Origin of the sequence: Roseobacter sp. HKCCA0882 (genome assembly GCF_037805225.1) — a bacterium.
Taxonomy (GTDB): Bacteria; Pseudomonadota; Alphaproteobacteria; order Rhodobacterales; family Rhodobacteraceae; genus M30B80.
The window spans coordinates 794,341-819,902 of the sequence record NZ_JBBLYI010000002.1 but is presented as its reverse complement, the minus strand read 5'-3'; the positions used below and the strand labels follow the sequence as shown (position 1 = coordinate 819,902).

Here is a 25,562-nt window from a genome sequence, read left to right as displayed (position 1 = left end):
CGCTCCACGCGCACCGTCGGGGCCACGGCACGGGGGGCTTTGAAACAAGCGGATGGAGGATCCATTCATGCCTGCCGTCCCACCAGCAAGCTCCCGATCCTGCACCACACCTAGAAGAAGGTCTTGGCCACCAAGGCCCTCATCTAGGTGAGGATGGCTGGACAGGAAAAACCCGCCCAGCCACATCGCAACATGGGGAATGCGCCACGCGCATTCCTACCATGATTACTTGAGTTCGACTTCTGCGCCAGCTGCTTCGAGCTTGGCTTTGATGTCGTCTGCTTCTGCTTTTGCAACGCCTTCTTTGACGGCCTTGCCACCTGCTTCAACGAGGTTCTTCGCTTCAACGAGGCCAAGACCTGTGATGCCGCGAACTTCTTTGATGACAGCAATTTTATTGCCGCCAGCAGATTTCAGGATAACGTCAAATTCGGTTTTCTCTTCAGCAGCTGCGCCGGCGTCACCACCAGCAGCAGGGCCTGCCATCATGACAGCGCCGCCTGCAGCAGGCTCGATGCCATATTCGTCTTTGAGGTAGTTCTTCAGTTCTTGTGCTTCGAGAAGGGTCAAGCCCACGATCTCTTCGGCAAGTTTTTTGATATCAGCCATTTTTCGGTTTCCGTATCTAAAATTTGTGATCCAACGTCATGCGGCATAGCCAAACATAACGGGTCTCAAGGTTGCATTATGCGGCTTCGGCCTTCTCTTCGATGGTCGAAAGGATGTTCGCAATATTCGAAGCAGGTGCGCCAATTGCGCCGGCGATGTTGGAAGCAGGTGCCCCAATGCAGCCCACGATCGAAGCAATAAGCTCCTCACGGGATGGCATGGACGCAACGGCTTTAACGCCAGCTTGATCAAGCACAGTGCCACCCATAGCACCGCCAATGATAACGAATTTAGCATTCGCCTTGGCGTAGTCCTCGGCAACCTTGGCCGCAGCCACAGGATCCTCGGAATAGGACAACACAGTCATACCCGTCATCAGGTCAGCAATGCCTTCGGCAGGCGTTCCTTGAAGGGCGATCTTGGCGAGCCTGTTCTTGGCGACGCGTACAGACCCACCAGCTTCGCGCATTTTCGCGCGCAGGTCTTGCATCTCAGCAACCGTGAGGCCCGCGTAGTGAGACACCACGACAACGCCAGAGCTTTCAAAGATTTGGCCGAGTTCCTCGACCACTCTCTCTTTCTGGGCTCTATCCACAGTTCTACTCCAATTAGGGGGTCACCCCCCGGCTCAAGTTTGGCAGGTTTCCCTACCTCTTCGGGTCCAAGTGAGGGGCCCGAGCCAGACCGCCCGAAGGCGCGGTGGCCTTGCGGAAATCCGAAACTCGTTTCCCATCTCAGGAAGGATTTACGGGCATGCGCCCACCCTCCGTCTCGGACAGGTGACCGCACCCACGAGCGAATCGCAGACACGGGTCGAGACGGGGCCATACGACAGAACGCAAAGAAACCCAAGAGGGAACACCACTTTGTGACCAAAGTTGTCCCACCCGAGTTCTTGCGGTCAAACCCCGCGGTTTTCGGCCCCCTCGCACAGAGAGGGCCAAAACTGTTTACGCGTTGGTCGCGCTTTCAACGCTAACCGACACGCCAGGCCCCATGGTGGAGCTGAGCGTGATACGCTTCAAATAAGTGCCTTTTGCGCCTGCTGGCTTGGACTTCGATACAGCGTCGACAAAGGCGCGGATGTTTTCCGCCAGTTTCGCTGCGTCAAAGCTGGCTTTGCCAACTGCACAATGAACGATGCCCGCCTTCTCGACCTTAAACTGAACCTGACCGCCTTTGGCCGCTTCTACTGCCTCTTTAACGTCCATGGTCACAGTGCCGATTTTTGGGTTTGGCATCAGGTTACGAGGCCCAAGAACCTTACCCAAACGGCCCACGATTGGCATCATGTCAGGGGTTGCGATGCAGCGATCAAACTCGATCTTGCCGCCCTGAACGATTTCCATCAGGTCTTCCGCGCCAACGATATCCGCGCCTGCAGCCTTGGCTTCATCTGCCTTAGGACCGCGTGCGAAAACCGCAACGCGCACAGATTTGCCTGTGCCATTTGGCAAGGTCACTGTGCCGCGCACCATTTGGTCAGCGTGACGAGGGTCAACGCCCAAGTTCATTGAAATATCAACCGATTCATCGAATTTTGCCGAAGCATTGGCTTTGATCAGCTCAACGGCTTCTTCGATTGTGATGTCTTCTTTTCCTGCGAAGGCGGCACGGGCTGCCGTTACGCGCTTACCAATCTTGCCCATAACTTACCCTTTCACCTCGATACCCATCGACTTTGCAGAGCCGAGGATGATTTTCATTGCCGCTTCAACATCGTTCGCGCTTAGGTCTTTCATCTTAGCTTCAGCGATTTCACGAACCTGAGCAACAGTCACAGTTGCGATAGTCTCACGACCAGGATTTTCGGCACCGCGTGGGCGGTTGCGCTTTCCAACAGATTTCAAACCTGCGGCCTTTTTCAGGTAATAAGACGCAGGCGGCGTCTTGATTTCCATCGCAAAAGATTTGTCTTGGTAATAGGTGATCAAGGTGGGGCACGGGGCGCCCTGCTCCATATCTGCGGTCTTGGCGTTGAACGCCTTGCAGAATTCCATGATGTTAATCCCGCGCTGACCCAATGCAGGGCCAACAGGTGGGGATGGGTTAGCTTGACCTGCAGGGATCTGCAGCTTCATCGTTCCAGCAAGTTTCTTGGCCATCTGGCCTCTCCTTTTTTTCATCGGCACAGCTTTGCTGCACCCTATCAGGATCGGGACGCGTCCCTTTCCCAGTCGCTAGCGTGGTTCGGCACATCATGCGCGCATGATCCTGCCTCCCACGAATGAGCGGCGCCTGCGCGCCGCACCCACATCAGGCGGTTTTCGACACCTGCGTGAATTCCAATTCCACGGGCGTTGCGCGCCCGAAAATCGAGACCGTCACCTTGAGGCGCTGGTTCTCATCATCAACTTCTTCGACCATGCCATCGAAATCTTCAAACGGCCCGTCATTAACCTTAACCTTTTCACCAACATCAAAGGTGATGGTCGAGCGGGGGCTGGCCTCGCCCTCTTCAACACGGTTTAGGATCGCGTTCACTTCATCATCGCGCATCGGCATGGGGCGGCCCTGCGGCCCAAGGAACCCTGTGACGCGCGGGATCGAAGACACAGCATGATAGGCGCGGTCGGTCAATTCCATGCGCACCAGAACATAGCCAGGCATAAAGCGGCGCGGGACGGTGACTTTCTTGCCACGGCGAATCTCGATCACTTCCTCTTCAGGAACGAGAACTTCTTCGATCTCATCCTCGAGGCCCTTTTCGGCCACGGCGTTTCTGATCTGCTCGGCGATGCGCTTCTCAAAATTTGACAGCACGCTCACCGAATACCACCGTTTCGCCATCCGCTTCTTCCATCCTCGACATAAGGCGCAATCGCGCGCCAGTTATTTTAGTGTCCAACCGCTTGGCATCATGCCGCGCGTGCCGTCCCGAAACAAAAAATCAGCGTGTATCTCGAATCGATACACGCCACCGGGAAATGTTCTCCGTCCCCCTACCCCCCGAAATAGGGAAAATCAAGGGTTCAAGGGTCTTAGCCTACCGCCGTCAGCAGCAATTCCAAACCTTGGCGGATCAGCCAATCGACCATGAAAAAGAACAACGCCGCCAAAACCGCCATCGCGAATACCATCGCGGTGGTGGTCACAAGCTCGCGGCGGGTCGGCCAAACGATCTTGGCAATCTCGGCGCGGGTTTGTTGAACAAATTGGATCGGGTTGGCCATGGACTTTTACCTTTTTCGATTGTCGGCTGATATAGGCAAGCGCGCCCGATGATGCAAGCCGCGAAGCACGCTATGTGCAGTCCAAGGTTGATAATCAAGGAAAGTGGCAGGGGCAGCAGGATTCGAACCCGCGGCCTACGGATTTGGAATCCGTTGCTCTACCAACTGAGCTATACCCCTAAGGCCGTGCATGCTGATAGCGGGGCTTGGCCCCCAATGCAAGAGGAAGGCTGCGCAGATTTCCATGGTTTATCTCCCGCTTGATGCTTGCACGGCGGGACAGTTTGCGCGAAGGAACCTAGCTATGACCAAGACCGCCACAACCCTACGCAAAAGGATCGCAAATTCCGCCTTTGCAAATCGCGCGGTTGCAGCGGCTTTCGGGGCATGGGCGCGGTTGGTGCGCATAACCTCGCGCCGCGAGGAAGAGGGTTGGACACAGATTGAGACGGCATTAGCCACCCACGGCGCTGTGATCATCGTTTGTTGGCATCAACGGCTGATGATGACGCCTTTTATGTTTGATCTTTCTAAATATCGCTGTCGCAGCCTGACGTCTGATGCACGGGCGGGGCGGTTGGTGGGCCATATCCACCGCCATTTCGGCTATGAAAGCGTGCCAATGCCGCGCGGTATCCTTGGGGCCGCCGAATTGCGCCTGATCCTAAAAGGGTTGCGCGAGGGCATCTCGATTGGCGTTTCGCCAGATGGGCCACGCGGGCCTGCGCGGGTCGCAAAATCAACCCCGATCCAATGGGCGCGCTCCGCCCAAGTGCCTGTGGTCAGTTTTACGTTTTCAGCCAAACATTATCTCAAATGGCCAACATGGGATCGGCTTATCTTCCCGCTGCCTTTTACCAAACTGCATCTGCGTTGGCGGGTTTGGGAGGAGACTGTGCCCCCGAAGCTCTCGGAGGCCGAGACCGCCGCACTGGCCGAAAGACTGCAATCCTTCATGGATGCAGAGGCGCTCGCAGCAGATCACAAAGTAGGTCACAATACCGCACAGCTTTAATGAAGAAAGCCGCCCCGGAAGGCGCGGCTTTCTTTGAGTTTAGAAAATCGCTAGCGATTAAGCGATGATTTTGGAGACCACGCCTGCGCCGACTGTGCGGCCGCCTTCGCGGATGGCGAAGCGCAGACCATCTTCCATCGCGATGGGGGCGATCAGCTCGACTTCGAACTTCAGGTTGTCGCCGGGCATAACCATTTCCGTGCCAGAAGGCAGGGTCACAGTGCCGGTAACGTCCGTGGTGCGGAAGTAGAACTGAGGACGGTAGTTCGCGAAGAATGGGGTGTGACGACCACCTTCTTCTTTTGTGAGGATATAGGCCTCAGCTTCGAACTTCGTGTGTGGCTTCACAGAACCTGGCTTGCAGAGAACCTGACCACGCTCAACGCCCTCACGGTCGACACCACGCAGAAGCGCGCCGATATTGTCGCCCGCTTCACCACGGTCAAGCAGCTTGCGGAACATCTCAACGCCTGTGCAGGTCGTCTTGGAGGTGTCGCGGATACCAACGATCTCAATCTCGTCACCCACATTGATCACACCACGCTCAACACGGCCCGTCACAACTGTGCCGCGGCCAGAAATCGAGAACACGTCTTCAATTGGCATCAAGAATGGCTGGTCAACTGCGCGTGCAGGCGTTGGGATGTAGCTGTCAACAGCTTCCATCAACGCGCGGATCGAGTTCTCACCGATCTCTGCGTCACGGCCTTCCATCGCAGCCAAAGCAGACCCTTTAACAACAGGAATGTCATCGCCAGGGAAGTCGTAAGAAGACAGAAGCTCGCGGATTTCCATCTCAACAAGTTCCAACAACTCTTCGTCATCAACCTGATCGACTTTGTTCATGTAAACAACCATCGCAGGGATACCAACCTGACGACCAAGCAAAATGTGCTCGCGCGTCTGTGGCATAGGGCCGTCCGCCGCGTTCACAACCAAGATCGCGCCGTCCATCTGCGCCGCACCGGTGATCATGTTCTTCACATAGTCAGCGTGACCAGGGCAGTCCACATGCGCGTAGTGACGCGCATCTGTCTCATACTCAACATGCGCAGTCGAAATCGTGATCCCACGCGCCTTCTCTTCAGGTGCGCCGTCAATCTGATCATACGCCTTGAAATCACCAAAATACTTCGTGATAGCCGCTGTCAGTGTCGTCTTGCCGTGGTCAACGTGACCAATCGTGCCAATGTTCACGTGCGGCTTATTACGTTCAAACTTTTCCTTTGCCATAGCCCTGGCGCCTCATTTTTTGGGGGGCAAAATCTGTGCCCGAGTTCAACACGCGCGCTCGTTACGAGGCCTGAGACAAAAAATCAAGACGACATTCAAATCATTCAGCCCATGGTTGCTAACTGGGTTAGGGCGCAGGACGTGGAACGGGCGTGACAGTTGGCGTGGCACTGGTTTCTTTCACGGCCATTTCGGGCACCTCAAGGGCAGTAAGATCCGCCTCAGCCAAAGGATCGGGGGGCACATCTAATCCCTCAAGCGCCGCATTTGCCGCATCGGGGTCAATGCCAAACCATTGCGGGTTTTCAAGCATCCATGCCTGCACGCGCTTGGCCGCGTTGCGGGCCAAAATCTGCATCTGTTCTTCGCGGTCACGGGTGAAGCCCGACCCAAATATCGTATCGGGTGACGCGCCCTCAAAAATGGTGATTTGGTTGGGTGCCTCATGCAATTTCACCCCTGCCGCATCGTCCCAAATATTGGCAGAAATCACCAAAACCGATTTTGGGCTGAGAAGGACGGGAATACCAGGATGGGCCAGAGAATAGGCATCTACACTCAGCGCAATATGGTAGAGCTTATCCCCCTCATATGCGCCAAATCGGCGATCAATCTCTGAGGAGATCACCGCAATCCACTCTTCGGGTGTGGCATCGCGTGAGGGGGGGACTTGCTGCATATTATCAGCAACAACAATATTGAACCCCAAGGCAAAATCCCCCATCGGGATTTGCGCCTGCCCCAAAGGATCGGGGGCTGCACAACCAATTAGCAGCAGGGACATCATTCCCGCCGCAACACTGCGCCTTGAGAATGTTAAAAATCGCATGACAGACCCCCAGTGTTGTCAAAGCGGTTATGTAAAGCGGTTATCCCTTGGGAAACCGCGCGGTGCCATGCGCCCTGCTGTGGCCCGTTTGCCAATCCAATCGGCAAGTTCTGTTTCCGTGCGGGTGCGTCCCGCAGGATCAGACCAACTTAGACCATCGGCCAAACGCAAGCCACGCGCATCGACCAAACCGCCATCTTTGTATTTTTGCAGCCGCACACCTTTACCGCGCCCAAGTTCGGGCAATTCGTCAAGAGGGAAGATCAGCACTTTGCGATTTTCACCGACAACGGCGATGTGATCATCCTCTGCCGCCAATCTATGGCAGACAACCGCGCGCACACCTTCGCGCAGGTTTAAGACTTGCCGCCCTGTGCGCGTCTGCGCCAAAACCTCATCTTCAGCAACGAGGAACCCGTCCCCCGCACTGGAGGCCAAAAGTAGCTTTTGCCCCTCACGATAGGGGAAGAACGCCAAAATCTCGGCCTCATTGGGCAAATCTACCATCAGGCGCAACGGCTCGCCCAAGCCGCGCCCGCCAGGCAGGTTTGAGGCTTGGATCGTGTAGAAACGTCCGTTGGAGGCAAAAGCCAGCAACTTATCGGTTGTTTCCGCATGGAACAGGAAACGGCCCGCATCGCCATCGCGGAACTTCATCTCTGTGCCAAGATCAACATGGCCTTTGACTGCCCGCACCCATCCCATGGCTGAACACACCACCGTAATCGGTTCGCGCTCAATCATCGCCTCAAGCGGCACATCTTCAATCTCGCCCGCTTCGGCAAAGGCGGTGCGGCGTGCGCCACCTTCGGCGCTTGCGCCAAATTTCTTGCGGAATTCACGCAATTCATCGGCAATCCGCGCCCATTGCAAGCTTTCGGTTTCCAACAAATCCTCTAGGCCCGCACGCTCCTCCATCAGCGCGTCACGTTCGCGCTGCAATTCCATCTCCTCCAGTCGGCGCAGACTGCGCAGACGCATGTTGAGAATGGCATCGGTTTGCGTTTCGGTCAGTTCACCCTCGCCTTCGGGCGGGGTCTGATAATCCAATTCGGAGGTGGCGCGCACGAATGTGCGTGACCAATCTTCGCGCATCAGTGCAGCTTTGGGGTCTTGGTCATAGCGGATAATATCAATCACGCGGTCAAGGTTGAGGAAGGCGATCAGAAAGCCTTCAAGAACCTCTAAGCGGTGATCGATTTTTGCCACGCGATGCTCGGAACGGCGAATCAACACATCGCGGCGATGGTCGAGGAAGGCGCGCAGCACTTCCTTGAGGCTGCACACTTTTGGCACGCGCCCATCGATCAGCACATTCATATTCAGCGAAAACCGCGTCTCAAGGTCTGAATTGCGGAACAGCATCCCCATCAAAACTTCTGGGTCTACATTGCGCGAGCGCGGCTCAAGCACGATGCGAATATCTTCGGTCGATTCATCTCGAAGATCCGCCAAAATCGGCACTTTTTTTGTTTGGATCAGTTCGGCCAGCTTTTCGATCAGCTTGGATTTTTGAACCTGAAACGGGATTTCTGTAACCACGATCACCCATGATCCGCGGCCTTGATCCTCGACCTCCCATTTTGCACGCAAGCGAAACGCGCCACGGCCCGTGCGATATGTTTCCGCGATACTATCACGCGGCTCGACAATCACGCCTCCTGTGGGGAAATCGGGGCCTTGGATATAATTCAAGAGTGTTTCATCGCGGGCATCTGGGGTTTTGATCAAATGCAAACATGCGGCGATGAGCTCGTCCAAATTATGCGGAGGAATGTTTGTGGCCATGCCCACCGCAATCCCGCTCGCCCCGTTCGCCAAAAGATTGGGGAAGGCTGCGGGCAGAACCTCGGGTTCCGTCAAGGTGCCATCGTAATTGGGGCGGAAATCAACGGCGTTTTCGTCCAAACCTTCAAGCAGCGCCTCGGCCATCGCGGTCATGCGCGCCTCAGTATATCGGCTTGCCGCGGGGTTATCGCCATCAATATTTCCAAAATTTCCCTGACCATCGACCAATGGATAGCGCAGGTTAAAATCTTGGGCCAAACGCGCCATTGCGTCATAAATCGCGGCATCGCCATGTGGGTGGTAATTCCCCATCACATCGCCTGAGATTTTCGCAGATTTACGGAAGCCTCCGTTCGAGGCCAAACGCAACTCGCGCATTGCAAACAGGATGCGGCGATGAACAGGTTTCAGGCCATCACGCGCATCAGGCAGGGCTCGATGCATGATGGTAGACAGCGCATATTGCAGATAGCGCGTGCCAATGGCACGGCTGAGCGGCTCAACTTCCCGCCTCTCGTGAAAACTGTCATTCTGCTCGCTCATTGCACAACCTGATAGGCAAATTGCCCCGACCAAACAAGCGCCCCGTGCGCCCATTGCGATAAATTATTCCTCGCCTGCGCGGTTTTTTGCCCCAGATCGCCAGAATAGCAGGTCACCGCTGTGATCCGTGATTGCGCATTTTGTGCGTCACACATAGGCAAAGGCTGCGACAGGGCGAAGGCAAAGACCATGACAAAATCTATTCTGATAACAGGCTGTTCGTCAGGCATCGGGGCGTGCTGCGCGCACGGGTTGCGGGCACACGGTTGGCGGGTCATCACAAGCGCCCGCAAAACGGCGGATGTTGCGGCGCTGCGCGCCGATGGGTTCGAGGCCGTGCAATTGGATTACGCCGACCCTGCATCTGTGGAGACGGGGCTTGCAAACTGCCTTGAGCTGACGGGCGGCACCCTTGACGCGCTTTTCTCAAACGGGGCCTTTGGCATCCCTGGTGCAGTCGAAGATTTGCCACGCGGCGCTCTGGCCGAGATTTTCGAAACCAATGTCTTTGGCGTTCATGATCTGACGCGCCGCGTGATCCCTGTGATGCGCGCACAGGGGCATGGCCGCATCGTGCAACATTCGTCTATCTTAGGGCTTGTGACCTTGAAATGGCGCGCGGCTTATGTGTCGACCAAATTCGCGCTTGAAGGGCTGACCGACACACTGCGCCTTGAGATGCGGGATACAAATATCAGCATCAGCACATTGAACACGGGGCCCGTCACCTCGAAAATCCGACAGAATTCTATTCCGCTTTTCGAAAAATGGATTGATTGGGAAAATTCTGCACGCGCGGATCAATATCGCAACGGCTTGTTGAAACGCCTCTATGAAGAGCGCGGGCCTGACCCCTTTGAACTGCCTCCCGAGGCGGTTCTGAAGAAGCTTGTTCATGCGCTTGAGGCACCACGCCCCAAGCCGCGCTATTACATCACAACGCCAAGCTACTTCATGTCGACCGCGAAACGGGTGTTACCGACCCGCGCCCTTGATTGGCTGATCGCAAAAGGGTGAGATTGCCGCATCCGTCCACTGCCCTCTGGCAAAAATAATTCGCCTCTGTAAAAAACGCCCTAGCTGTGGCCTATCACAGACCGCCACGACCGAAGGGAAACCCAAATGATCAACGACCCACTTTTTATTGTTGTCGCCTTGGCCTGTCTGGTCGTTGTGGCGATCTTGTTTCTTGGCATTAATTCCTTCCGCAAAGGCACCGCCGAAAGCGCGAAGCAATCCAATAAATTCATGCAAGCCCGTATCATCGCGCAATTTGTGGCGGTGATTTTGATCGTTCTTTTTGTCATTTTGCGCGGCTAGCCAGCCAATTAAGGGAGCAGACCCATGGTTGTTTTGAACAAAATTTACACAAAAACAGGTGATGACGGTGAAACCGCCTTGGGTGATGGCAGCCGCGTGGCGAAACATTCCATGCGCGTCACAGCATATGGAACCGTGGACGAGTTAAACGCGACCTTGGGCATCGCGCGGCTTGAAGCCAGTGACGAGATGAGTGCGCATCTTGCCCGCATTCAAAACGATCTTTTCGACCTAGGGGCTGATCTTTGCACCCCAAATATCGAGAAAGACGCCGAACGCCCCTATCCCGCCCTACGTATTGTTGAGGCGCAAGTGACGCGTTTGGAAAAAGAAATCGACAAGATGAACGCCGATTTGGAACCGCTGCGCAGTTTCATTTTGCCAGGTGGCAACGCCTTGTCGGCACATCTGCACATGTGTCGCACCGTCTGCCGCCGTGCCGAGCGGAATTGCGTGGAATTGGCAACGATGGAATCGGTCAACCCTATGGCGGTGAAATATCTAAACCGCCTCTCTGATTGGTTCTTCGTTGCGGGTCGCGTGGCCAATGAGGGTGGCAAAGCCGATATTTTGTGGACACCAGGCGCCAATCGCGAGGCTGAGTAGGTTACCGCAAACAAGCCTTTAAAATTAGTTTTCCCGAGAGCAGCGCCGCGTTAGAGCGTCTCAGATGCCGCTTTTGGTCTGTTGCCGCAGGGAATCAGCGATTAAAACAGCGTCTGAATAATCGCGCCGCGGCGCATGATCGAAATGCTTTAACTGGAGAACGTGCGGATGAAAATTCTGGTGCCGGTCAAGCGCGTGATCGACTATAACGTAAAAGTTCGTGTCAAAGCGGATGGCTCGGGTGTTGATCTCGCCAATGTGAAAATGTCGATGAACCCGTTTGACGAGATTGCCGTGGAACAGGCAATCCGCCTGAAAGAAGCGGGCAAGGCTGAGGAAGTGGTGGTTGTGTCCATCGGCGTAAAACAGGCGCAAGACACATTGCGCACCGCTTTGGCTATGGGGGCAGATCGCGCGATCCTTGTAGAAGCCGCCGATGATGTGCATCACGATATCGAGCCTCTGGCCGTTGCCAAAATCCTGAAAGCTGTGATTGCAGACGAGGGCCCAAGCCTTGTGGTTGCAGGCAAGCAGGCCATCGACAATGACATGAACGCAACCGGTCAGATGCTTGCCGCCCTTCTGGGATGGAGCCAAGCAACCTTCGCCTCTGCCCTTGAGGTCGAGGGCGACAGCGCCACTGTGACCCGCGAGGTTGATGGCGGCTTGCAGACAATTAAGGTCAAAATGCCCGCAATCGTCACAGTTGACCTGCGCTTGAACGAGCCGCGTTACGCGTCACTGCCAAACATCATGAAGGCGAAGAAAAAGCCCCTCGATGAAAAAACGGCGGCAGATTACGGCGTGGATGTGACCCCGCGTTTGACAGTGATCAAAACGACCGAGCCAGAAACCCGCAAAGCGGGCATCAAGGTGGCTTCGGTTGAAGAGCTTATCTCGAAACTTAAAGACGAAGCGGGGGTAATCTGATGGCGGTTCTTCTTCTTGCAGATGTCACCAACGGCCAGCTTGCCGTTGATCAGGTGTCCAAGGCCCTCACAGCCGTATCTGGCTTGAGCGATGTTCATATTCTGGTTGCAGGCGAAGGTAGCGATGCCGCTGCTGCAGAGGCCGCGACCCTTGCAGGCGCATCCAAAGTAATCTTTGCGGGCGATCACGGCTTTTGCCACATGTTGGCCGAACCAGTTGCCGATTTGATCGTGTCGATGGCGGACGGCTATAGCCATATTGCTGCTGCGGCGACCTCGGACGCAAAAAACGTGCTGCCCCGTGTGGCCGCTTTGCTGGATGTGATGATCATTTCCGAAGTTGTGGGCGTTGTGGATGCCGACACGTTCGAGCGCCCCATCTACGCTGGCAACGCCATCCAAACGGTAAAATCAAACGACAGCGTGAAGGTCATGACCATCCGCACCGCAGGGTTCGATGCCGCCGCCACTGGCAACTCGGCCCCTGTTGAGGCCTTTGGCACAGCCGCCACAACAGGCCTGTCCCAATGGGTTGAGGATAAAGTGGCTGCTTCGGATCGTCCCGAACTGACCTCTGCAGGGATCGTTGTTTCGGGTGGTCGCGGGGTTGGCAGCCAAGAACAATTCGCCCTCATTGAAGGACTGGCCGACAAGCTGGGCGCTGCGGTTGGTGCAAGCCGTGCTGCTGTCGATTCTGGCTACGCCCCCAATGATTGGCAGGTGGGCCAGACGGGTAAGGTTGTCGCGCCGGATCTCTATGTTGCCGTTGGTATCTCAGGTGCCATTCAGCACCTTGCGGGTATGAAGGACAGCAAGGTGATTGTGGCAATCAACAAAGACGAAGAAGCCCCCATTTTCCAAGTGGCGGATTACGGGCTGGTTGGGGATTTGTTTGATGTCGTGCCTGAATTGACAGGCAAGCTCTGATCCAATCAAACTTGGCTCTAAAGACCCGCGCCGCGAATTGGTGGCGCGGGTTTTGTTTTTTCTACAGCTTGAGGATTTTCTCTGAGAGGTCACGCGCCGCGCGGACATGGATATCAGGCCCAAGCAAAGCGCGCACTATTTTCTCTTCTCCCAATCCAAAGAACATGCCCCGCGTTGGTTTTTCTTGTTCCTCACGCGTTGTCACGCATATCGTCAATGAGGCCGCTTGGGCGGCTATTTCTTCCAACATCCCTTTGGTGACAAAAAGCGGGTCTGCCAACAACTCACGGCAATAGCCCGTTTCCGCAGGCGGGAGGTGCCCGATCCATAGCAAGTGAACTGGGCAAATAGCGCGGTTCAAAAGGCTACGCATACGCGCCATCCAAGCCATCTTTAATTCATCCACAACGATCTGAAACCGATCTTCGGAACAGGTTAAAAGATGTTCCAACATATGGCGCGAGAAATGGAAATCCGTGAAATCAACCTCGCGAAAGATTACCCGCAATATGTCAGAGGGTTGCAGGAACCTATCATTGCGGCGTGGATGCACCTGATAAAAGCGGTTGGTCAGGTGATGCGCACCTGTAATTTGCAACACAATCGCCTCGGCCCTACTCATCGCATCGGCGATAGCCCCATCGCCAAGCGCCAATTCCAACCCCGCATTCATTGCGGCCATATTCGCCACGGGGCGCCCCAACATCGCCGACAAGCGGTCAGGATAGGGCTGCGGCACGAATTTGCCGAATGTCTCAGAGCCGCCCAAACACAGCAAAAACGGCTTGGTTAGATCAATTTGCGGCCCACGAAACCGCATCGGTGACCCCTCATAGGTCACAAGTTTATAATCGAGGGGGCCATGCCCCTTGAAGGCAAAGCTCATTGCCTGCTCCCACCTTGATTCGTCTCACCCAAGGGAAAGAATGGCCAAAGCCTCTTACGAATTCCCTAACCATCAGATTTTACAAGATTTTATGTTGATTTTTGAATGATCCTGCAGCTTTGCGTTCTCAACTGCTGCAGCGCTTTTGCGCGGTTACGGCTTGTGTCTTTGGGGCTTCGCCTTTTATGGTGCAGCATGCAAAGACCACGCGTTTTCAAGACAAAGGTTCAGCGATGGAAATCAGCAAAATCGGCATCGTAGGCGCAGGCCAGATGGGCAATGGGATCGCGCATGTCTGCGCCTTGGCAGGTTATGAAATCTGGCTGAACGATGTCAGCCAAGATCAGTTGGACAAGGGCGTAGCGCTGATTGACCGCAACCTTGAGCGCCAAGTGAGCCGCGAGAAAATCTCGGCCGCAGATAAGGCAAATGCCTTGGCGCGCATCCATACGACATTGCACCTCTATGACTTAGGCAAAACTGATCTCGTCATCGAGGCCGCGACTGAACGCGAAACTGTGAAGCAAGCCATCTTCGAAGATCTGCTTCCACATTTGCAGCCGCATACTATTTTGACATCCAACACCTCCTCTATCTCCATCACGCGCTTGGCCAGTCGCACGGATCGGCCTGAGAAATTTATGGGGTTCCACTTTATGAACCCTGTGCCCGTGATGCAGTTGGTTGAACTGATCCGCGGCATCGCAACAGATGACGAAACCTTTACGGCCTGTAAGGCGGTCGTGGATCGCCTTGGGAAAACATCGGCCACAGCAGAAGATTTTCCTGCGTTCATCGTTAATCGCATCCTGATGCCGATGATCAACGAGGCGGTTTATACCCTCTATGAAGGTGTCGGCAGCGTGCAATCAATTGACGAGTCGATGAAGCTTGGCGCCAATCATCCAATGGGGCCGCTTGAATTGGCGGATTTTATCGGTTTGGACACCTGCCTTGCCATTATGAATGTCTTACATGATGGATTGGCCGATACGAAATATCGGCCTTGCCCGCTTTTGACCAAATATGTCGAGGCAGGGTGGCTGGGACGCAAGACCGAGCGTGGCTTTTACGATTATCGGGGCGAAGTGCCTGTGCCCACCCGCTAGGGCCTAGACATAAATCGCGCGTCAGGGTTGTCTTTCAAAGACAAAACATGCGCCCTCAAATCAGCCATAAATTGACGCGGGGAGGCGCTGGCCTCCTTCCAGTCTTCTGGTAGGATCGGATGCCCGATTACAGGGGCCTGCGGTTTATCAAACGCATGGGCCACCTCATGCAGCAAAAGACCCTGCCGCAAAATGGGCGAAATCCGATTGGCAATTTGATACCACCGCGAATTTGATCCAGGGAAATTGAGCGGCAAAATTGTTGCCCCCGATGTGCGGATCATCTTTGCGGTAAACACATTCCATTCCGCTTCAACCGCAGGGCCGAAGGCGGTTTTTGCGGCGGCGACCACCCCTGATGGGAAAAGCGCAATCAACCCGCCCGCCTTGAGATGACTCATCGCTTTGTCGCGCATTTCAACCATTTTGCGCTGAGCCTCGGATTCATGGGGAAACGGCACGGGGATCATGTATTGAGCCGCGCTTTCATCAATTCCAGTCAACAGCGCGCGGGTCAAAATGCGGTAATCTGGCCTTTTGCGCCCGATCAGATCAGCCAAGATCATGCCATCCACCAAACCATGCGGATGATTGGCCACCAACACCACGGGCCCTGTTGCGGGAATACGGTCAAGCTGTGCCTCTGGGGTCAGCAAATCAATGCCCATGACCTTCATCGTAGCAGGCCAAAACTCCTGCCCTTTCGGGGCACCAAGTGTTTCAAATGCACGCACGCGGCGGATAATCGTGATCTTGCCCGTCATCCATTCTATCGCGCGAATAATCGTGCGTGTGACGGGGCTGTCGAATGTGTTGGAGTAGGTCAGGCTGCGCCGATCATAGACGGGGCCTTGCGGCACTTCGGCCGCCACAATGGGTGCTGCGCCAGATTTTGTTTCTGTCGTCTCAGTCACGCAGTCTGTCCCCTCCAGCCGCTTGTCGCAAACGGGCCTTAACGGCCTTCGCCAAATTTATCTGCGACAAGCTCCGTCAGCGCCCCTGCCAGAGATTGCGCTTGAGTGCCAGTTGTTTCAACCTCAATTTCAGTGCCAATCGAGGCAGCAAGCATCAAAAGGCCCATAATCGAGTCGCCCGAAGCAGAAATGCCATCTTTGCTTACTGTCGCTTCGGCATCGAATTTTTCGACTGTTTCGACAAATTTCGCAGAGGCCCGCGCGTGTAGGCCTTTTTCATTTACGATTTTCAGAACGCAGCGTACCGTCTCGGTCATTCAGGGGTTCCATCAAAGCTGTTGATATAGCGCCGCCCCGCCTCGGTGGCGCGCGCCACCGCTTGATCCAAGGGCAAATGGCGCGATTTGGCCAATTTGATCAGCATCGGCAGATTAACACCGGTCAGAATTTTGCGGTTGGCACTGCGGCACGCAGGCAAGGATAAGTTCGAGGGTGAACCACCATACATATCGGTAACCACAACCACACCATAGCCTGTATCCACGGCATCTGCGGCGGCAGAAATATCACGTTGGCAGGTGGCGCGATCATCTTCGGGGCCGATGGGGATCGCGCGGGCCGCGTGAACAGGCCCCACCACATGTTCAGTCGCGGCCAACAATTCGCGGGCCAATCCACCATGTGCAACGATAACAATCCCTATCACCCGCAAGACCCTATTGTATTTCAGGGCGTGGCGATGAGGCCGCGCCGCTCCAATTCTCTATGACGTTTTGACACTTGCCAGCCCGCTTGTGCAAGGTGGCTTACGATGATTTCCGTCATTGCAACAGAGCGGTGTTGCCCCCCCGTGCATCCAAACGCAACTGTCAGATGCGTTTTTCCTTCGTCAACATAAGCAGGAAGGAGCGTTTCAATCAGTCCCAAAACTTGGGTGGAGAAGGGCGCGAACCGCGGATCTTTGGCAATGAAATCGCGCACGGCTTGGTCGCGCCCATCAGATCGGCGCAGATCATCGTGCCAATACGGATTTTCCAAAAAGCGACAGTCAAACACCATATCGGCGCCAGTCGGCAGGCCGCGCTTGTAAGAAAAGCTTTGGATCGTCAGCGCCAAGCGATACGGGGTTGTTGCGCTAAAATGGCGCGCAATCTCCTCGCGCAACTCATGCGGGCTGAGGTTGCTGGTATCGATCAGGCTTGTGGCGCGGGCGCGCACGGGGCTAAGCAATTCCTTCTCACGGCGTATGCCTGTCAGTGTATCCTCAGCGGGGGCCATTGGATGGCGCCGCCGCGTCTCTGAAAAGCGGCGAACAAGAACATCATCGGCGCAGTCGAGATAAACCAGTTCGGATAAAACCTGCTCATGCGCGGCCAATCCATCGACCGCAGCAATCAATGCCTGTGCGGAGAAATCGCGGTTTCGTGGATCTGTGCCCAGCGCCAGAGGCCGCGTCAAAGGTGGGCCTTCCAATAGGCGGGGCAAGAGCGACAATGGCAGGTTATCAATCGCCTCGTATCCCAAATCCTCTAACGTATGGATGGCGCTGCTGCGGCCCGCACCAGACGGCCCTGTGACAAAGACCACCCGTTGCGCCTCGTCATCTCCCGAGGGGCGCGTGTGCTGTGGGTGGCCTGTTTTATCTTCGCGATCCATCGGCTTGGCACTTGTTAAGAACGGGTGGCATTGGCTCCTGCTCACAACTGTAGCGCAAATGGGCTGCGATCCAAGCGATTACGCGAGCGGGGCGAAGCCATGTCGCAGGGCGTGAACCACCGCGCTTGTCTGCGGGACGCGCGCATTGACGCCCAAAAGACGCGCAAAATGCCCGCGCCACATCGCCATGCGGGTGGCAGGCAGGCGTGGCTGCGGCATGTCTTGCAGATGTAAGACAAGCGCAAGGGCCGCCTGATCCACCAATGGCCCCGCATTCAAAAGCCCAATCCCCCGCGCCTCAATCATCGGCAGGCGTTCAGGGGGCGCGCGCAAGGTTAAACCTTCGGTATCGGCCTCAAGCAGGATCGCGTCATCGCAGATCAGCTCTGCACCAAACGTCATCAAATCAAGCGCAAGCGAGGATTTGCCTGCACCAGATGCCCCCAAGATAAGCACCCCCTGCCCTTCATACGCCACCGCCGTGGCGTGCAAACGCAGCGCAGCACCATGCATATGGCCAAACTGCGCCAAATCGAGCGCATTGGCAAAATTCCCACGATCCTCAGCCATAGATTAAATCGGCAAGCCAACGATGAACCGCGCACCAAGCGGGTCGGAGGTGACATCAGCCTCAGTGGGGCGAATATTTTCAGCCCAGATCACCCCACCATGCGCCTCAACAATCTGCTTGGAAATCGCAAGGCCGAGGCCCGAGTGATTGCCAAATTGTGCTTGGGGCCGCTCTGAATAGAAACGGGTGAACACTTTCGTCAGCGCGTCATCAGGGATGCCTGGCCCTGTATCTTCTACCACCACCAAAATGCGATCCTCTCTTTTGCGCGCCCAGATACGGACGGCATCCCCAGCATCGCAGAAAGACAAGGCATTGGACAAGAGGTTGACAAAGACCTGCGCCAAACGCCCCTCTAGCCCGGTGATCAGGATGAGCGCATCTGGCAAATCCGTGATGAAACTTACATCTTTCGCGCGCGCCTCGCCCGCGTGATAGTCGCAGATGTTGCGCAAGGTTCGCAGAAGATCAAATTCTTCTTCCTCCTCCTTGACCAAATCAGCATCTAATCGCGAGGCATTCGAAATATTTCGAATCACTGTTTTTCTGCGGCCAGAATGTGGCATCGGCGCGTGAACGAACCGTTAGCGCCTCAACAAATCGGGCGAGTTCGACAAAATTTGTCCAATCGGGGAAATGGTTGCGCTAACTGTGCGGATGCGTCCTGTTCAGTAATAAAACCGTCATGTTATACGGGGCTTACGCGGGGTTGAGTGCAGCTCTGTTCCCGCGTTGATTTCCATCACTGCCGGGCAGCATCGGCACAGGAGCACAAGAGAACATGAGCACAGGACGCGTGAACCCCGCCCATCGGCTGGAGCATCAAGGCATTTCGGATCTGGGCCAGGTTCACTATAACCTGCTTGAACCTGCACTGATCCAAGCCGCTTTGACCCGCAATGAGGGTCGCCTTGGCAACGGCGGCACTCTGTTGGTCAGCACAGGAAAATATACGGGCCGCTCTCCTAAAGATAAATTTGTTGTCGCAACCCCTTCGGTCGAGCCGCATATCTGGTGGGACAACAACGCCCGCATGGAAATGGACGCCTTCGATCGCCTCTATTCCGACATGGTCGCGCATATGAAGGGCGGCGAATATTTCGTGCAAGATCTCTATGCTGGTGCGGATGCGGACCACCGCCTTGATGTGCGCGTGATCTCGGAGTTGGCATGGCACAACCTGTTCATCCGTCACCTGCTGCGCCGCCCATCGCGCACAGAACTGGACAGCTTTGTGCCCGAATTCACAATCATCAATTGCCCTAGCTTTAAGGCGGATCCTGCGAAACATGGCTGCCGCACGGATACAGTGATCGCGCTGAATTTTGACAAAAAACTGATCTTGATCGGTGGCACCGAATATGCGGGCGAAAACAAGAAATCGGTTTTCACCTTGTTGAACTATCTCTTGCCTGAGAAGGGCCTCATGCCGATGCATTGCTCGGCCAATCACGCCACGGGTAACCCTGATGATAGCGCGGTGTTCTTTGGTCTTTCTGGCACAGGAAAAACCACGCTTTCCGCTGATCCTGCTCGCGTGTTGATTGGTGATGATGAGCATGGATGGTCAGAAAATGGCATCTTCAATTTTGAGGGTGGCTGTTACGCCAAGACCATCAACCTGCGCAAAGAGGCAGAACCAGAAATCTACGCCACGACCCATAGTTTCGGCACTGTAATCGAAAATATGGTCTATGACGAAGAAACGCTTGAACTTGATTTTGACGATGCAAGCCTGACGGCAAACACCCGCTGCGCCTATCCGTTGGAGCAGATCTCAAACGCGTCCGACACAGGGCTTGGCGGGCATCCGAAAAATATCATCATGCTGACCTGTGATGCTTTTGGTGTTTTGCCTCCGATTGCGCGCCTGACCCCTGCGCAGGCGATGTATCATTTCTTGTCAGGTTTCACCTCTAAGGTTGCCGGCACAGAGCGCGGCGTGACCGAGCCAGAACCAACCTTCTCAACTTGTTTTGGCGCCCCCTTTATGCCGCGCCGCCCTGAGGCCTATGGCAACCTTCTGCGCGAAAAAATCGCCACTTACGGGTCGACCTGCTGGCTTGTGAACACGGGCTGGACGGGCGGGGCCTATGGCACAGGGTCGCGCATGCCCATTAAAGCAACCCGCGCCCTTTTGACCGCGGCACTGGATGGGTCACTCAATCAAGGCCAATTCCGCAAAGACTCCAATTTCGGCTTCGAAGTGCCTGTCAGCCTTAAAGGGGTAGATGATGCCCTGCTTGATCCACGCAGCACATGGTCAGATGCCGCAGCCTATGATGCGCAGGCCGCAAAATTGGTTGGGATGTTCGCCGATAACTTTGCGCAATATGTGCCCTACATAGACGAAGACGTAAAAGCAGCCGCGATCAGCTAAACCTCATCGCAAGAGCAAGGCTTCGAAAACCGCTCCCGACACAGGGGCGGTTTTTTTATCAGCCCATCAGACCACGGCGCACCAAATTGGCCCCCGCCACAAGTAGAACGATCAATGTGATCTTGCGAAATTTGACGGGATCAAGCCGATCAGACAGCTTGAACCCCACCTGCATGCCCAGAAAGGCAGGGATGAGCAGCGCCACCGAAAACGGTGCCGTGGTCAGGTTCAGCACCCCTGAGGAAAGATGCCCCGTCAACAGGCTGACCGACCCCAGACCATAGACCACACCCTGCACCAACATCTGGCGGGCCTTTGGAGTATCAAGGGCAATGAGATAAAGAACCGTGGGCGGCCCCCATGTGCCTGTCAGCCCCCCCAAAGCCCCCGCCAAAGTGCCGACACCCCATTCCGCCTTGCGGCGGTGCTGCGGTGGAATGTGAAATTTGATGCCCATCAACTGGATCAGGGTTAACACCACCACAGGAAAACCAAGGATCAGATACATCGTTTGGGTTGGTATGACGGTCACAAATTGCGCAACGATAACGATCATCACACAGACGATCAGGATATACCGCCAATATTCCTCAAACGCCGTTTTGGCCTCAGCCCAGCCATAACGGGCCACCTGCAATCCGTTGGAAAGGACTATCGGGAAAATGATGCCTGCAATCGCCAATTGCGGCTCTAGAAACATCGACAAACCCGAAATCATGATCAAGGGCATGGCAAAGCCAACCGCACCTTTCACGAAACCTGCCGCAAAAGTCACGCCAAGGGCGAGGGCGAAAGCCCAATATGGCATAAGGTGTAAGAAATCTGTCATGGCTGCTCCCTGCCTTGGTCAGGGTATTGCGCACATCCAACACCAAAACAAGCGCGACATTTTAATTCTTTTCGGTGCATTTTTTCGAATTAATGTTGCGCTGCATCTGCAAAATGATTTAGAAGCAGGTGCAGAATCGAAAGATAAGCTTGCCCTTGCGCACCCTCAATTTGGAGAGACGCTATGCCCCGTGACGCCGAAATGACCGCTGCCCCTGTGATCTTGGCCAATCTCACCGCTTTGACGGCAGAGGCCCTGCCCCCAGTCGAGGCGGTTTTGGCCCGTGCCAAAGACGCCGTGCGCGATTTGGTGACAGTGGACGGGAAAATCTCGGGCGCGGCGATTGAGGCGGAGCAGACCGCCGCACATGGTCTGGCCTGGCTTGCCACCTATGTTGAGGCGCTGCGCCAGATGCAAACATGGGCCGAACTCTTGGGCAGTGAAGGCAAGTTTTGTGATATTGAACAATTAATCTTGCAAATTGCTTTTGGCGAATATCTGGCCCAACTTCAGGGCGGGATTGCTATGAACCAAGGCGAAGTGCTGCGCCTGTCTGAACTTGGGCTTGGGGACGCAGATGCAAATCTTCTGAAAACAGATGCAATCGCCACATTGGTCACACGCGGCAACACCCAAGCAGCCCGTTTGCGCCTTGTTGAGTTGATGCATGAACGCGCCGCAGAAATCACTGTTGGCACCTCAGGCCTTGAAGATGAATTGGAAATGATCCGCGAACAATTCCGCCGCTATGCGCTGGAAAAGGTCGAGCCTTTCGCACATGACTGGCACCTGAAAGACGAACTGATCCCCCTCTCGGTGATCGAAGAGCTGGCAGAGATGGGCGTGTTCGGCCTCACCATTCCAGAGGAGTATGGTGGCTTTGGCCTGTCCAAAGCGGCGATGTGTGTCGTCTCGGAGGAACTTAGCCGCGGATATATTGGTGTGGGCTCCCTTGGAACGCGTTCAGAAATCGCGGCTGAGTTGATCCTTGCTGGGGGAACAGATGAGCAAAAGGAAAAATGGCTGCCCGCCTTGGCAAGCGCCGAGAAGCTGCCAACAGCCGTGTTCACCGAACCCAACACTGGCTCAGACCTGGGCAGCCTGCGCACCCGCGCGGTCAAGGATGAGGCGGGCAATTACCGCATCACGGGTAACAAGACATGGATCACGCACGCGTCACGCACCCATGTCATGACCCTCTTGGCCCGCACTGACCCCACGACCACCGATTACCGTGGCCTGTCGATGTTCTTGGCCGAAAAAACACCGGGCGATGACGAAAACCCCTTCCCCACCGCAGGTATGACGGGCGGCGAGATCGAGGTCTTGGGTTATCGCGGCATGAAAGAATATGAACTTGGCTTCGACAATTTCGAGGTGAAGGGCGAGAACCTTTTGGGCGACCAAGAGGGGCAAGGCTTTAAGCAACTGATGCAAACTTTTGAAAGCGCGCGCATCCAAACCGCTGCCCGCGCCATCGGCGTGGCACAATCCGCCTTGGATGTTTCGATGCAATATGCCCAAGATCGCAAACAATTCAGCAAATCCCTAATCGAATTCCCGCGTGTTGCCTCAAAATTGGCCATGATGGCCGTAGAAATCATGATTGCGCGGCAATTGACCTATTTCTCCGCTCGCGAAAAAGACAATGACCGCCGTTGCGACCTTGAGGCAGGAATGGCCAAATTGCTTGGCGCACGAGTGGCATGGGCCGCCGCGGATAACGGATTGCAGATCCATGGCGGCAATGGGTTTGCGCTTGAATATAAAATCAGCCGTATTTTGTGCGATGCCCGTATACTCAACATCTTTGAAGGCGCGGCAGAGATCCAAGCTCAGGTGATTGCGCGCCGCCTTCTAGGCTAATCATGCGCGCCTTGAGGGCATTTGCCGCCCTTCTGGCACTCGCCGCTTGCAATGAAGACACGCCCATGCCCCCTGTCGGGGCATGGGTCTTGCAATCTGATCCAAGCATAACCTTGAAAGTGGACGCAGAATTTAACTTTTACGGTCAAGGCCCCTGCAACCGTTACTTTGGTCGGTTCGAAGTGGTGGAAACTGGCCTCAGTGCAGGCCCAATTGGCGCTACGCTGATGGCCTGTCCCAATCTCGACCAAGAATTCGCCCATTTCAGCGCCCTTGAGGCGACCCGCAGCACGGCTGTAGAGGATGGGCAATTGGTTCTGCGCAGTGCTGAGGGCGCATTTCAGCCATCAACATTGACGGTTGAGGATATCCACTAAGCGCCCACGCGCGGCGGGAAGTGGGCGATCCCCCAAACTGGGGGCCAAATGATTGGCCAAAAAATGCCCTGTCAGGCGCAAGCCTGCTTGCCGTTCAGCGTGATCAGCGGGGCCAACCCCCTGCAAAAAACGCGGCAAGGGTAAAAGGCGATCTGCCCATTCACCCGCCGCATCGCGCGCCACAGCGCGCCCTGTGCGCGGCGACACATAGGCCAAATCCTGCGACACGCCTGTGCGGGCGCAGTGGCTGAGATCGAGGCCAAAGCCCAACTCAGACAACAGCGCCAATTCCCATTGCACATAGGCATCGAGCCAATGATCCGCACCAAGCCCATCCAGCAGTGCAAGGCTATGTGCATAAAGCGCGGGGTAAGCGCTGCGTTCAGGCAAGGCAAAAGACAAAAGTGCGCAAACCGCGTTGAGCCCTGCAAGCTGCACAGGGTCGCTCATCACAGGGGCCGCGCGCGCGATCAAAGGCTCGATTGTGAAGGCGCCCATATGATCCGCGAGGCGCGCGCGCCATGTCGCCTGAAGCTGCGTTCCAACTTGCAAATGGGCGGCCATTTTGCGAGAGGCCCCACCCCGCAAAACGCCCACGAAACGGCCCTGCTCTGCCGTGAAAATTTCAAGGATGGCGGCAGATTCCCCATGGCGCCGCGCCGCGAGCAATACACCTTCTGCGTGCCATTCCATCAGATCAGACCCTTTGCTGAGGCTAAAGCAATCCCTCTTGATCTAGCATATGCCGACCCGCACGATCTTCCACCTCAATCACCCAAAGATCAGGGTCAAATTCGCGCTGTTTGGCGATGGCTGCATCCACCTCGGCCTCTGGCCCTTGCGTCAGCACATCCCAAACCCGCGCACCAGTCTCTAGATCAAACCCACGATGAAACAAGGAGGCGGTGCCATCAAGCAAGGACAGCTTAACCAAGACCGCACCCGCATCCTTATCACCCCGCGCCACGACAAAGGCGGGAATCTCGGACAAAGACAGCCGCCGCAGATAGGCTTGCACCCAAAACTCTGCGCGCAGACGGGGGGTCACTTGGTGTTCCCGTCCTTAAAATCGAGGCCCATTTCTGAATAGCGCTCAGATTCTTCGAGCCAATTCGGGCGCACTTTGACCTGCAAAAATAGATGCACCTTGCGGCCAAGAAACTCGGCCAATTCTTCGCGCGCGGCGCGCGAAACGGCCTTAATTGTTTCGCCCCGATGACCCAACAAAATGCCCTTATGTCCGTCACGGCTGACGTAAATCACTTGATCAATGCGCGCGCTGCCATCATCGCGTTCCTGCCAGCTCTCGGTTTCCACCGTTAATTGATAGGGCAATTCTTGATGCAGGCGCAGGGTCAGTTTCTCACGGGTCATCTCTGCCGCGATCATGCGCATTGGCAAATCCGCAATCTGATCCTCAGGATAAAGCCACGGCCCCTCTGGCATCTCTTGCGCCAACCATTCGCGCAAATCGCCCACACCATGGCCGCGCTCTGCTGAGATCATAAAGGTTTTCACAAATGGAAAAGCCGCGTTGGCCTCTTCGGTCAGCTTCAACAACTGAGGCGCCTCAACGCGGTCGATTTTGTTAATCGCCAAAGCGATCTTCCGACCCGAGGCCTTTTCAAGCAAACCGCTTAAGATTTCCTTGACCCCTTCGGTCAATCCACGATGGGCCTCGATGAGCAGGACAACCACATCCGCATCCGCGGCCCCTGTCCAAGCGGCCGCGACCATCGCCCGATCCAAACGGCGGCGCGGCCGAAACAGACCAGGCGTGTCGACAAAAACAATCTGGCTTTCGCCCTCAAGCGCCACACCACGAATACGCGCGCGGGTGGTCTGGACCTTATGGGTCACAATCGAAACTTTTGCCCCGACCATATGATTAAGCAAGGTAGATTTACCTGCGTTCGGTTCACCAATAAGGGCAACAAATCCAGCGCGGCTGGTCATGGGCAGTTCCTTTTTTCAACGATCTTTGGGCATAGCGGGAAATCAG

The 25,562-nt window shown here is 55.5% G+C and carries 30 protein-coding genes, 1 tRNA gene and 1 pseudogene; 11 read left to right on the top strand and 21 right to left on the bottom strand.

All coding sequences use genetic code 11. The features are described from left to right. Positions 1–225: 225 nt before the first annotated feature. From rplL to AAC622_RS12340, 7 genes are all read right to left on the bottom strand, one after another. A complete protein-coding gene (rplL, locus tag AAC622_RS12370) occupies positions 226–609 on the bottom strand; it encodes a 50S ribosomal protein L7/L12 (protein WP_317657484.1) in 384 nt (127 codons plus the stop codon). Between the two features lie 76 nt (positions 610–685). Beyond that, on the bottom strand, positions 686–1,204 hold the full coding sequence (rplJ, locus tag AAC622_RS12365; RefSeq protein WP_340262980.1) for a 50S ribosomal protein L10: 519 nt from the start codon (positions 1,202–1,204) through the stop codon (positions 686–688). Positions 1,205–1,559: 355 nt separating this feature from the next. Next, positions 1,560–2,258, bottom strand: coding sequence for a 50S ribosomal protein L1 (gene rplA, locus AAC622_RS12360; RefSeq protein WP_317657486.1), 699 nt, complete (start codon positions 2,256–2,258; stop codon positions 1,560–1,562). A gap of 3 nt (positions 2,259–2,261) precedes the next feature. Continuing rightward, the gene (gene rplK, locus AAC622_RS12355) at positions 2,262–2,714 is read right to left on the bottom strand and encodes a 50S ribosomal protein L11 (RefSeq protein ID WP_340253991.1); all 453 of its coding nucleotides are present in this window, start codon (positions 2,712–2,714) and stop codon (positions 2,262–2,264) included. A 151-nt stretch (positions 2,715–2,865) separates the two neighbouring features. Then, positions 2,866–3,399, bottom strand: a complete 534-nt coding sequence (gene nusG, locus AAC622_RS12350; RefSeq protein ID WP_317657488.1) for a transcription termination/antitermination protein NusG — start codon at positions 3,397–3,399, stop codon at positions 2,866–2,868. A 191-nt stretch (positions 3,400–3,590) separates the two neighbouring features. Then, the gene (secE, locus tag AAC622_RS12345; RefSeq protein ID WP_317657489.1) at positions 3,591–3,782 is read right to left on the bottom strand and encodes a preprotein translocase subunit SecE; all 192 of its coding nucleotides are present in this window, start codon (positions 3,780–3,782) and stop codon (positions 3,591–3,593) included. 104 nt (positions 3,783–3,886) lie between these two features. Beyond that, positions 3,887–3,962 (bottom strand) — tRNA-Trp (locus AAC622_RS12340). A gap of 124 nt (positions 3,963–4,086) precedes the next feature. Here AAC622_RS12340 and AAC622_RS12335 point away from each other — a divergent pair. After that, positions 4,087–4,797 (top strand): lysophospholipid acyltransferase family protein, encoded by a 711-nt coding sequence (locus tag AAC622_RS12335; RefSeq protein WP_340262978.1) that lies wholly within the window; start codon positions 4,087–4,089, stop codon positions 4,795–4,797. A gap of 57 nt (positions 4,798–4,854) precedes the next feature. Here the strand turns inward: AAC622_RS12335 and tuf are convergent, their stop codons facing one another. The 3 genes from tuf to AAC622_RS12320 form a co-directional block, all read right to left on the bottom strand. Further along, entirely contained in the window at positions 4,855–6,030 is a 1,176-nt protein-coding gene (gene tuf, locus AAC622_RS12330) for an elongation factor Tu (RefSeq protein WP_340243653.1), read from the bottom strand. A 127-nt stretch (positions 6,031–6,157) separates the two neighbouring features. After that, positions 6,158–6,859 carry a hypothetical protein gene (locus AAC622_RS12325; RefSeq protein WP_340262975.1) on the bottom strand — a complete coding sequence of 234 codons (702 nt, stop codon included), beginning with the start codon at positions 6,857–6,859 and terminating at the stop codon, positions 6,158–6,160. Positions 6,860–6,886: 27 nt separating this feature from the next. Continuing rightward, positions 6,887–9,190, bottom strand: coding sequence for a DNA topoisomerase IV subunit A (locus tag AAC622_RS12320; RefSeq protein WP_340262972.1), 2,304 nt, complete (start codon positions 9,188–9,190; stop codon positions 6,887–6,889). A gap of 189 nt (positions 9,191–9,379) precedes the next feature. Here AAC622_RS12320 and AAC622_RS12315 point away from each other — a divergent pair, with 189 nt between their 5' ends. The 5 genes from AAC622_RS12315 (at position 9,380) to AAC622_RS12295 (ending at position 12,972) form a co-directional block, all read left to right on the top strand. Continuing rightward, a complete protein-coding gene (locus AAC622_RS12315; RefSeq protein ID WP_340262970.1) occupies positions 9,380–10,207 on the top strand; it encodes an SDR family NAD(P)-dependent oxidoreductase in 828 nt (275 codons plus the stop codon). A 105-nt stretch (positions 10,208–10,312) separates the two neighbouring features. Beyond that, a complete protein-coding gene (locus AAC622_RS12310; protein ID WP_317657285.1) occupies positions 10,313–10,510 on the top strand; it encodes a twin transmembrane helix small protein in 198 nt (65 codons plus the stop codon). A 24-nt stretch (positions 10,511–10,534) separates the two neighbouring features. Further along, positions 10,535–11,116: a cob(I)yrinic acid a,c-diamide adenosyltransferase gene (locus AAC622_RS12305; protein WP_340262968.1), complete on the top strand. Its 582-nt coding sequence runs from the start codon at positions 10,535–10,537 to the stop codon at positions 11,114–11,116. Positions 11,117–11,284: 168 nt separating this feature from the next. After that, positions 11,285–12,046: an electron transfer flavoprotein subunit beta/FixA family protein gene (locus tag AAC622_RS12300; protein ID WP_340262966.1), complete on the top strand. Its 762-nt coding sequence runs from the start codon at positions 11,285–11,287 to the stop codon at positions 12,044–12,046. After that, the gene (locus AAC622_RS12295; protein WP_340262963.1) at positions 12,046–12,972 is read left to right on the top strand and encodes an electron transfer flavoprotein subunit alpha/FixB family protein; all 927 of its coding nucleotides are present in this window, start codon (positions 12,046–12,048) and stop codon (positions 12,970–12,972) included. The genes AAC622_RS12300 and AAC622_RS12295 overlap by 1 nt, the downstream gene beginning before the upstream one ends. A 61-nt stretch (positions 12,973–13,033) precedes the next feature. Here the strand turns inward: AAC622_RS12295 and AAC622_RS12290 are convergent, their stop codons facing one another. Continuing rightward, on the bottom strand, positions 13,034–13,858 hold the full coding sequence (locus tag AAC622_RS12290; protein WP_340262961.1) for a DUF6473 family protein: 825 nt from the start codon (positions 13,856–13,858) through the stop codon (positions 13,034–13,036). A 233-nt stretch (positions 13,859–14,091) separates the two neighbouring features. Here AAC622_RS12290 and AAC622_RS12285 point away from each other — a divergent pair, with 233 nt between their 5' ends. Continuing rightward, positions 14,092–14,967, top strand: a complete 876-nt coding sequence (locus AAC622_RS12285; RefSeq protein WP_340262959.1) for a 3-hydroxybutyryl-CoA dehydrogenase — start codon at positions 14,092–14,094, stop codon at positions 14,965–14,967. Here the strand turns inward: AAC622_RS12285 and AAC622_RS12280 are convergent. The 6 genes and pseudogenes from AAC622_RS12280 to AAC622_RS12255 all read right to left on the bottom strand — a co-directional run. After that, positions 14,964–15,842 (bottom strand): lysophospholipid acyltransferase family protein, encoded by an 879-nt coding sequence (locus AAC622_RS12280; RefSeq protein ID WP_340263066.1) that lies wholly within the window; start codon positions 15,840–15,842, stop codon positions 14,964–14,966. The two genes, AAC622_RS12285 and AAC622_RS12280, sit on opposite strands and share 4 nt — an antisense overlap. A gap of 77 nt (positions 15,843–15,919) precedes the next feature. Further along, the gene (locus AAC622_RS12275) at positions 15,920–16,198 is read right to left on the bottom strand and encodes an HPr family phosphocarrier protein (protein WP_340262957.1); all 279 of its coding nucleotides are present in this window, start codon (positions 16,196–16,198) and stop codon (positions 15,920–15,922) included. Beyond that, positions 16,195–16,587: a PTS sugar transporter subunit IIA gene (locus tag AAC622_RS12270; RefSeq protein ID WP_317657278.1), complete on the bottom strand. Its 393-nt coding sequence runs from the start codon at positions 16,585–16,587 to the stop codon at positions 16,195–16,197. The genes AAC622_RS12275 and AAC622_RS12270 overlap by 4 nt, the downstream gene beginning before the upstream one ends. A 20-nt stretch (positions 16,588–16,607) precedes the next feature. Then, positions 16,608–17,537 (bottom strand): RNase adapter RapZ, encoded by a 930-nt coding sequence (gene rapZ, locus AAC622_RS12265; RefSeq protein WP_340262955.1) that lies wholly within the window; start codon positions 17,535–17,537, stop codon positions 16,608–16,610. A 78-nt stretch (positions 17,538–17,615) separates the two neighbouring features. Further along, positions 17,616–18,107 (bottom strand): HPr kinase/phosphorylase, encoded by a 492-nt coding sequence (locus AAC622_RS12260; protein ID WP_340262954.1) that lies wholly within the window; start codon positions 18,105–18,107, stop codon positions 17,616–17,618. Between the two features lie 3 nt (positions 18,108–18,110). Continuing rightward, positions 18,111–18,638 (bottom strand): annotated as a pseudogene (locus AAC622_RS12255) (sensor histidine kinase); the annotation flags it as partial. Positions 18,639–18,889: 251 nt separating this feature from the next. Between AAC622_RS12255 and AAC622_RS12250 the strand changes: the two are divergent. Next, a complete protein-coding gene (locus AAC622_RS12250; RefSeq protein ID WP_340262953.1) occupies positions 18,890–20,488 on the top strand; it encodes a phosphoenolpyruvate carboxykinase in 1,599 nt (532 codons plus the stop codon). 58 nt (positions 20,489–20,546) lie between these two features. Here the strand turns inward: AAC622_RS12250 and AAC622_RS12245 are convergent, their stop codons facing one another. Further along, positions 20,547–21,317 carry a sulfite exporter TauE/SafE family protein gene (locus AAC622_RS12245; protein WP_340262952.1) on the bottom strand — a complete coding sequence of 257 codons (771 nt, stop codon included), beginning with the start codon at positions 21,315–21,317 and terminating at the stop codon, positions 20,547–20,549. On the opposite strand from AAC622_RS12245, the gene AAC622_RS12240 reads away from it, so the two are divergent. Genes AAC622_RS12240 through AAC622_RS12230 form a run of 3 tightly spaced genes read left to right on the top strand, consistent with a single transcriptional unit; the run spans position 21,316 to position 23,560 of the window. Continuing rightward, a complete protein-coding gene (locus tag AAC622_RS12240; RefSeq protein WP_340262949.1) occupies positions 21,316–21,522 on the top strand; it encodes a hypothetical protein in 207 nt (68 codons plus the stop codon). The two genes, AAC622_RS12245 and AAC622_RS12240, sit on opposite strands and share 2 nt — an antisense overlap. Beyond that, on the top strand, positions 21,501–23,183 hold the full coding sequence (locus AAC622_RS12235; protein WP_340262947.1) for an acyl-CoA dehydrogenase family protein: 1,683 nt from the start codon (positions 21,501–21,503) through the stop codon (positions 23,181–23,183). Before AAC622_RS12240 ends, AAC622_RS12235 begins: the two co-directional genes overlap by 22 nt. A gap of 2 nt (positions 23,184–23,185) precedes the next feature. After that, on the top strand, positions 23,186–23,560 hold the full coding sequence (locus tag AAC622_RS12230; RefSeq protein WP_340262945.1) for an META domain-containing protein: 375 nt from the start codon (positions 23,186–23,188) through the stop codon (positions 23,558–23,560). Here the strand turns inward: AAC622_RS12230 and recO are convergent. From recO to era, 3 genes are read right to left on the bottom strand one after another with little or no spacing between them, the layout of a single operon-like run. Continuing rightward, positions 23,531–24,253, bottom strand: coding sequence for a DNA repair protein RecO (gene recO / locus AAC622_RS12225; RefSeq protein ID WP_340262943.1), 723 nt, complete (start codon positions 24,251–24,253; stop codon positions 23,531–23,533). The two genes, AAC622_RS12230 and recO, sit on opposite strands and share 30 nt — an antisense overlap. 22 nt (positions 24,254–24,275) lie before the next feature. Continuing rightward, on the bottom strand, positions 24,276–24,608 hold the full coding sequence (locus AAC622_RS12220) for a DUF1491 family protein (protein WP_340262941.1): 333 nt from the start codon (positions 24,606–24,608) through the stop codon (positions 24,276–24,278). After that, entirely contained in the window at positions 24,605–25,516 is a 912-nt protein-coding gene (gene era, locus AAC622_RS12215) for a GTPase Era (protein ID WP_340262939.1), read from the bottom strand. The genes AAC622_RS12220 and era overlap by 4 nt, the downstream gene beginning before the upstream one ends. Positions 25,517–25,562: the final 46 nt, after the last annotated feature.

What these genes read in the sequence shown, in the direction of transcription:
- AAC622_RS12285 (WP_340262959.1), top strand. Translation starts at nt 14,092, where the DNA reads ATGGAAATCAGCAAAATCGGCATCGTAGGCGCAGGCCAGATGGGCAAT.
- AAC622_RS12295 (WP_340262963.1), top strand. Translation starts at nt 12,046, where the DNA reads ATGGCGGTTCTTCTTCTTGCAGATGTCACCAACGGCCAGCTTGCCGTT.
- AAC622_RS12260 (WP_340262954.1), bottom strand. Translation starts at nt 18,107, where the DNA reads ATGGCTGAGGATCGTGGGAATTTTGCCAATGCGCTCGATTTGGCGCAG.
- rplA (WP_317657486.1), bottom strand. Translation starts at nt 2,258, where the DNA reads ATGGGCAAGATTGGTAAGCGCGTAACGGCAGCCCGTGCCGCCTTCGCA.
- AAC622_RS12310 (WP_317657285.1), top strand. Translation starts at nt 10,313, where the DNA reads ATGATCAACGACCCACTTTTTATTGTTGTCGCCTTGGCCTGTCTGGTC.
- rplL (WP_317657484.1), bottom strand. Translation starts at nt 609, where the DNA reads ATGGCTGATATCAAAAAACTTGCCGAAGAGATCGTGGGCTTGACCCTT.
- rplK (WP_340253991.1), bottom strand. Translation starts at nt 2,714, where the DNA reads ATGGCCAAGAAACTTGCTGGAACGATGAAGCTGCAGATCCCTGCAGGT.
- tuf (WP_340243653.1), bottom strand. Translation starts at nt 6,030, where the DNA reads ATGGCAAAGGAAAAGTTTGAACGTAATAAGCCGCACGTGAACATTGGC.
- AAC622_RS12325 (WP_340262975.1), bottom strand. Translation starts at nt 6,859, where the DNA reads ATGCGATTTTTAACATTCTCAAGGCGCAGTGTTGCGGCGGGAATGATG.
- AAC622_RS12250 (WP_340262953.1), top strand. Translation starts at nt 18,890, where the DNA reads ATGAGCACAGGACGCGTGAACCCCGCCCATCGGCTGGAGCATCAAGGC.
- rapZ (WP_340262955.1), bottom strand. Translation starts at nt 17,537, where the DNA reads ATGGATCGCGAAGATAAAACAGGCCACCCACAGCACACGCGCCCCTCG.
- AAC622_RS12320 (WP_340262972.1), bottom strand. Translation starts at nt 9,190, where the DNA reads ATGAGCGAGCAGAATGACAGTTTTCACGAGAGGCGGGAAGTTGAGCCG.
- AAC622_RS12335 (WP_340262978.1), top strand. Translation starts at nt 4,087, where the DNA reads ATGACCAAGACCGCCACAACCCTACGCAAAAGGATCGCAAATTCCGCC.
- AAC622_RS12305 (WP_340262968.1), top strand. Translation starts at nt 10,535, where the DNA reads ATGGTTGTTTTGAACAAAATTTACACAAAAACAGGTGATGACGGTGAA.
- AAC622_RS12230 (WP_340262945.1), top strand. Translation starts at nt 23,186, where the DNA reads ATGCGCGCCTTGAGGGCATTTGCCGCCCTTCTGGCACTCGCCGCTTGC.
- secE (WP_317657489.1), bottom strand. Translation starts at nt 3,782, where the DNA reads ATGGCCAACCCGATCCAATTTGTTCAACAAACCCGCGCCGAGATTGCC.
- AAC622_RS12275 (WP_340262957.1), bottom strand. Translation starts at nt 16,198, where the DNA reads ATGACCGAGACGGTACGCTGCGTTCTGAAAATCGTAAATGAAAAAGGC.
- era (WP_340262939.1), bottom strand. Translation starts at nt 25,516, where the DNA reads ATGACCAGCCGCGCTGGATTTGTTGCCCTTATTGGTGAACCGAACGCA.
- AAC622_RS12315 (WP_340262970.1), top strand. Translation starts at nt 9,380, where the DNA reads ATGACAAAATCTATTCTGATAACAGGCTGTTCGTCAGGCATCGGGGCG.
- AAC622_RS12300 (WP_340262966.1), top strand. Translation starts at nt 11,285, where the DNA reads ATGAAAATTCTGGTGCCGGTCAAGCGCGTGATCGACTATAACGTAAAA.
- nusG (WP_317657488.1), bottom strand. Translation starts at nt 3,399, where the DNA reads ATGGCGAAACGGTGGTATTCGGTGAGCGTGCTGTCAAATTTTGAGAAG.
- AAC622_RS12240 (WP_340262949.1), top strand. Translation starts at nt 21,316, where the DNA reads ATGGCTGCTCCCTGCCTTGGTCAGGGTATTGCGCACATCCAACACCAA.
- AAC622_RS12290 (WP_340262961.1), bottom strand. Translation starts at nt 13,858, where the DNA reads ATGAGCTTTGCCTTCAAGGGGCATGGCCCCCTCGATTATAAACTTGTG.
- recO (WP_340262943.1), bottom strand. Translation starts at nt 24,253, where the DNA reads ATGGAATGGCACGCAGAAGGTGTATTGCTCGCGGCGCGGCGCCATGGG.
- AAC622_RS12245 (WP_340262952.1), bottom strand. Translation starts at nt 21,317, where the DNA reads ATGACAGATTTCTTACACCTTATGCCATATTGGGCTTTCGCCCTCGCC.
- AAC622_RS12235 (WP_340262947.1), top strand. Translation starts at nt 21,501, where the DNA reads ATGCCCCGTGACGCCGAAATGACCGCTGCCCCTGTGATCTTGGCCAAT.